Source organism: Coleofasciculus sp. A1-SPW-01, assembly GCF_040217205.1.
GTDB classification, from domain to species: Bacteria; Cyanobacteriota; Cyanobacteriia; order Cyanobacteriales; family Coleofasciculaceae; genus Coleofasciculus; species Coleofasciculus chthonoplastes_A.
Genome location: NZ_JAVJNP010000026.1, coordinates 1 through 6650 on the forward strand (window position 1 = coordinate 1; position 6650 = coordinate 6650).

Annotated in this window: 3 protein-coding genes; 2 read left to right on the forward strand and 1 reads right to left on the reverse strand. The window is 46.2% G+C overall.

The features are described from left to right. Positions 1-1476, reverse strand: a 1476-nt coding sequence (locus RH949_RS04910) for an IS1634 family transposase (protein WP_446352111.1), incomplete at its 3' end; no start/stop codon positions are given. A gap of 526 nt (positions 1477-2002) precedes the next feature. Between RH949_RS04910 and RH949_RS04915 the strand changes: the two genes are divergently transcribed. Next, positions 2003-5482, forward strand: a complete 3480-nt coding sequence (locus RH949_RS04915; RefSeq protein WP_446352112.1) for a hypothetical protein — start codon at positions 2003-2005, stop codon at positions 5480-5482. 285 nt (positions 5483-5767) lie between these two features. Beyond that, on the forward strand, positions 5768-6574 hold the full coding sequence (locus RH949_RS04920; RefSeq protein WP_446352113.1) for a filamentous hemagglutinin N-terminal domain-containing protein: 807 nt from the start codon (positions 5768-5770) through the stop codon (positions 6572-6574). Positions 6575-6650 lie beyond the last annotated feature (76 nt).

Sequence of the window (6650 nt, forward strand, 5' to 3'; positions counted from 1 at the left end):
TTCCCAATCATCTTCATCGAAAAGAATCGGGGCTAAACATCGGCGCATATGCCATTCTACATAGTACGCCAACATACATAAGAATACATGAGCTTTGACTCTATCGCTGTTACGATGATAGATAGGACGTACCTTTAAATCTATAGTTTTATAGCTGCGGAAGGCTTGCTCAACTTTGGATAAACTCTTATAAGCTTTTACGGTATCTTCGGCGTTCAATGTTTCTTCGGGTACGGAACTTCTCACCACATATAAGCCATCCAATGTCGCTTCTTCCTCGATACTTTCTTGGTTTCTTTGGTAAGAGAAGCTATCGGGAGTGATTTGGATTTTGAAATGTTTAGCCACACCATACTTGTTGATGACTTCACCCACTTTTAGTCCAATTTCAGCTTCACCTTTTAAGGGACATCTTTGCCGCGATGTGGCGCTGACTATTTTATCTAATTTCTGCTCAGTGGCTTGTAATAACTCTTCGCGGTTTCTCTTTCTTTCTTCAGCTAAGAAGGGATTCCGACAGGCGACTAATCTCTCTCCAGGATAGTCTTCACAGGTAATTTCAGCTAAGTCTTTTTCATCAAATAGAGAGAGCTGAATGTACGACTGGTTAACCAGTTTGCGGATTTGGCTTGACCGCAGCGCGGTGATCCAATCTACTCCTGAGTTTTTCTGAAGGTCTTCTCGGATTCTAGCTTGTGTTATCATGCCCCTGTCCCCCACCCAGATTATTTTCTTTAATCCAAACCGTGAGCGGACTTTTTCTATTTGTTGGGTTAATGTACTGGGGTCGGCTGTATTCCCTTCAAATACTTCTACCGAAATCGGACATCCTTGGGCGTTACACAATAATCCAAATACGATTTGGAGTTTCCCTTTTTTCTTGTCTCTATTATATCCAAATTGTGCCAGAGGACAATTTTTTCCCTCAAAATAGGTTGAACTGACATCATAGAGAACTAATGTTCCTTCTACCAGATGGATAGACGCTAAGCTGTTTTCTATCTCCTCTTGCCGAGACAAGAGCCAGTCCATGGCTAAATAGAGTTCGTCTTCATCCGTCCCAGACAATCCCAATCGTTCTCCTAGACTGGATAGTTTAGTTGCTTCTTGTAATCCTCTGGCTGTGGCTAATTTTGACTTAGGGGCAATAATCCGCGCCGCTATCATCGATAACACTAATCGTCTGTTACGTGTGTTTTCGTCGCTAATGATTGAGTCTAATCCTATTTTCTTTATCGTTCCTAGTACCGCAGCGACGTGACCGTGAGGGCGAGAACGGACTATGTTAAACGCCTCCTCTATGTCTTCAATCGCTTTGCCACCTTTGAGGAGAATCTTTAAACCGTCTACCGCCTCATCCGGCAATTTAGACAGGTTCGCTAGGGTACGTTTACGCACTTTCTTGCCTTCGCGATAGGACTCACGAAGTAATACGGCGGGTGGGGAATTTCTGTTCGGAACACGTTCGATGTACATGACTACAATTATCTCACAAATTTTCTCCCAAGAGTATTAAGAAAATCTTAAATATACATGGGTACGAATTGAGAAGAGTAATTGTCTGAAATGCTTATATAGTCCGGGTTTCGGCTTCTATCCTCAATCGGGATGGGGGGAACTTCAGTTTAAGTCTCGGAATGCCCTCCCGCGACTATATCGGGCTGCCCAATTTTGGACAGGGTTACAAGCTTGTAACCATTATTGTACAGGGATTTCAGGCGTTTTTAGTAGCTGAATATCTTCCACTGAGTGCGACACTACATTCCACTGAGTACGACACTACGTTCCACTAAGTGCGACGCTTTTTTTTTGAAACCTTGCCATATCAAGCATTTCAGACAAGGTTACAAGCCTGATCATACTGATCAGTTTTGATCCACCGAAGGTTACAACAGTGCAAAAAACCAAGTTGCTACTCTAAGTCAACCCCCAAAAACCATATCCCGTCCCACTTTGCCAGGGTGATGGGTATGGGTAACTGACAAAAGAAGAGTGTGAGATAATGGCATCTACATGGCGTTACCTGAAAAGAAACTGCCCAGTCTGTAACGGCTCCCGGTCCGACTGTCGGGAAAACCTGCAAAACAATTTAATTCACTGCCGCCACGATGTAACCACTGCACCCGGTTACAAATGTGTCGGCGAGGACATATTGGGTTTTTTCCTGTGGGCTGTTGATGATGGAGAAGAACGCAACTCTGATGAGTGGGAACAATTACGCCAGCAAAGGGCAGCACAACGAGGAAAACGACTTCAAGAAGAAGCGGCTCGATGCGATCGCTTACTCCCAATCGAACAACGCGATCGCGCTATCCGTAAACTGTCCCAACAAGTCGGACTCTCCCGCGCTCACCGCCAACATTTACAACAACAGCGGGGTCTATCTGACACAGAAATTGACCACGCCTGCTACTTCACCATCGCTCCCTATCAAGACGTTATCTACATTAACCCCCAATTAGCTGGTATAGACCTGTGGGGTCGCCAACTCACTGTCTCCAAACCGGGAATAGGTTGCCCAATTTTTGACGTATTTGAGCGGATTATCGGCTTTCAAATTCGCTTCGACAACGCCACCGAACATAAATATAAGTGGCCCACCAGCCGTTCGAGATTTCGTCCCAATGGACCCACGGCTCACCTACCCAACGGTGAACTCCCCATCGCCGTGTGGCGTCCCCTAGGTGACATCCAGCGCTCCAGCATTGGCATAACTGAAGGTGTTAACCCCAAACCTTACATCGTAGCCACCCGCTTAGGTCAACCTTGTCTCGGTGCGGCTGGGGGTAACTTGGCTTCATCACCCCAACAATTTAAAGAATCCCTCGATATCTTATCTACTCAACTCAATACCAAGACCATTGATTTCTACCCCGACGCCGGGGCGATTCACAATTCCCACGTCCTGCGACACTATCGAACCACCTTTAAACTCGTGCAACAATGGGGTTATCAGCTACGAGTCGCTTGGTGGGGTCAAACAAGCAAAGAAGAACATTTAGATATTGACGACCTGCTCATCGCTGGACGCTCGGATGAAATTCAATATATCACCGTCGCCCAATTTGAACTACTCGTCCGCCAACCCCACATCAAACTCCATGGATTTAAAGACTTACTCGGATGGTTCCCCAAACTGAAAAACCGTCTGGCTCAACTCAGCCAACGACGCTCCCGTTACGGGTTTGCCCCTGTTGAAACCGTTGAAACTGAACCAACACCATCTACCCCAACAGGAACTATCACTTACCAAGACGGTCAACGATTGGATGCTTGGAGTCGTACCCTAAACCAAGGAGTCCAGTTTATCTGTGATTCATCGGCTACGGGTACAGGTAAAAGCTATGATTGCGGACTCACCAACAACCCATTGTTTAACTCTCGGCGCATCCTATTCTTAAGCTCAGAACACCGCAATCCCACTGTCCCCACTCTCAAAAGTTGGACTGACCTAGAAGCGCGTCATAATGGCTTAACCATAGACTCTTTTGGACGCAAGCGTCGCGCCAAATCTGACGAGTTACCCCGCATTCAGAGCAACTGCTCCCGCAACCAAACGATTAATGCTCTACGCGCCTTAAACATTGATGATGCGGACGCCGTAATCTGTCAAACCTGTCCTCATCTACAGGCTTGTCAGAGAGGTTATGAGTTCGGCTTTTTACATCAGCGTCGAGTAGCTCTCAAATCCAATCGATTCCGCGCCCATCCAGAAAGTTTACCTGACCCGGCTGAGTATGACTATACCAAGGTGGTGTTACTGTGGGATGAATGGTCAACTTTACTGCGAACGACGCGAACTCTGGAAGTCACTCAGAAAGACATAGACCAACTCATTGTTCATTTAGTGACGAAAAAAGATGGTGTCTATTCTGTAATAGGGGATCTCTTGCAGGCTTTAAGAGCGCTGCTGACGGGCGAAATTCCTGCACCATCTCGCTACGGGTGGAATCATACTGGTGTTTTGGAATTGCTGCCTCAGTTACCCCAAGACCTTGACTATAACACCATCTCCCAAGCGATTAAACCTGATTTAAGCAAGTTAGACCCTAAGGTAAAACATGGAGCTGATGTTGCCAAGTTACCTGCTTCTGTCCGCCATAATCGTACCAACTTTGATGCCACAGTTGCCCAAACCATCAGGGAACAGTTTCTCCTACAGTGGCTAGTCCCTTTTCTGACGGTGTTAAATGGAGCAGCCGGACATTTGCGAATTGCTCATGGGGTACTTTCTATCACATTACCCGATGACCGATTGGTGAGGATTGCTAAAGCTGCCAAAGGGAATATCTTTTTAGATGCTACGGGTGACTTAACGGAGTTAGCGCAGTTACTGGGGGTATCACCTACTGAGATTATTTCGTTAAAGCAAGATGTAACCCCGCGTAGTAACTTGGAGGTGATTCAGGTAGCGACATTGGGACGTTTGGGAAATAGCGATCGCTCTAACTGCTTACAGCAGCGTATTGATGCCATTATTAAGACCATACAGGAAAAAGACCCTACAGCTAAGGTTATTGACTTTAAGGCGTTTGCCCCAGACGGTGCTTTAAGATGGTGGGTCGAATCTCGTGGTGTCAATGATTTAGAATCGACTCAAACGCTGATTCTGGTTGGTACTCCCTGTCGGAGTCTGAGTCATCTGGAGGCTGAGTTTACACTCAGGTATGGACGAACGCCTCAACCGGGTACGGTTAAGGTTAAGTATCCGATTCGAGTAGGGAGGGGTAATGAGTTGCTTTCATCTTTAGTGCTGAGCGAAGTCGAAGCGCTAAGTGACGCCCAAAGTGGATCAATTTCCTCGTCTGAACGTCAACCTAATTCGTTACCCCTAACAGAACCACCCTGCTTGGAGATGAATGTTTCGGCTGACCCAGAGTTTAGAGCCTTTGTGCGGCGTTGTATACTCGCTGATATTCATCAAGCTATTGGGCGATTGCGGGCGCACAGACGACCTCACCAAAAGCTGCGGGTCTACTTTCTGGGAGATTATCCTTTAGATATCCCGGTAACCCTTACTTTAGCATCCAGTATTACCCCAGACGCTGCCAGTAAAACAGAACGGGTTGAGATGGCGATTAAGGCGGCTGTGGAACAGCTTAAACAGACAGGAGAGAAAATTACCCAACGTGCGATCGCGGCAATCACGGGCTATTCTCAGCAGCATATCAGCCGCTTCCGCGATTTACTCAAAATGCTAATTGGTTCCTCTAATAGTAAAATGAGTAAAATTCAGCCTGCACCGGAGCAAGAAGAAGAACTTCGATGGTTGGCTACTGTGTATCTACCGTTAGTCACCTCTGATTCGCCTGATGAGATATTGGAAACAATGGCAATTACGGGGTCGGTTTACAGTCACAGCGATTTCCAATGGCTGTGGAACGCGATACCTGGTTTGACTCAAATTACCATCCTGGCTAAGTTGATGTTAACGTTACCTGAGCGTCAGTTAAGGGAATTGGCTCAAATTACCGGAGGGTGAGGATTATCAAGGATGAACCTGACGTTTTTTGGTGGGGAGAGTTTGTGCGCCAATGGCGCACATTTCCAAGCTTCTCTGCTGGAAGACCCAGGCGCGATCGCTAAAGAGTAATTAGGGGAAAGCTGAACAAGTCGGATAAACATAACGGCTACCAACCTAAGACGGGACAAGATGAAGAAAAAACATTACATTTTGCGAAAACTCTGTGCTTGAACCTACAACTAGGGTAGAAGCTTTTCTTAGAGCTTCATTTATGATGTCATGTTTTGGGAAGGCACAGCAGCTATGGCAAGCACTACCAATCTGAAGGGGTTTCTCTGGTTAGGACTGTTTCCGTTTCTGTCGATGGGATGTTGGTTCAGTGGTGGGTTGTACAACGCTTCGGCTCAAATCCTTCCTGACAATACCCTGGGGGCTGAGTCGTCTCGCATCACTAATGTCAGTGATATTCGAGAACTGATTGAAGGGGGCGCGATTCGCGGTAGTAATCTCTTCCATAGCTTTGAGGCGTTTAATATTGGTGAAGGACAAGAAGCTTATTTTGCGAATCCAGTAGGAATTGAAAGTATTTTTAGTCGGGTAACCGGGAATGAGCCTTCGGCTATTTTAGGAACGTTGGGGGTTAATGGGGCGGCGAATCTGTTTTTCCTGAATCCGAATGGGATTATTTTTGGAGAAAATGCTCAGTTGGATATTCGGGGTTCGTTTGTGGCGAGTACGGCGAATCGTTTGGTATTTGATAATGGGGTTGAATTTAGTGCAACGAATCCAGAGTCAGCGCCACTGTTGACGATTAATCTCACTCCGGGGTTGCAGTATGGACAACAGCAACCAGCAGCAGTGGTGAATACTGGGAATTTGGTGGTTGGAGAGGGGGAGAATTTGACGCTGGTGGGGGGTACGGTGCTGAATGTGGGGCAATTATCAGCACCAGGAGGAACGATTAGTGTTGCGGCTGTGCCAAGCCAAAGTTTAATTCAGTTGGATTTGACTGGGCAAGTTAACTCTGTTGATTTGCTATTCGATAATGATTGGACTTTGGACAAAAAAATGAGTTTGCGTAATTTTTACGCAAACTCATTTTTAACTTAATTAAGAGGAATTAATTTGACGATGACCGAAAAGTTTTACTCGTCTTTAACTCCCTCATTTTTCCCAGAGATATCCG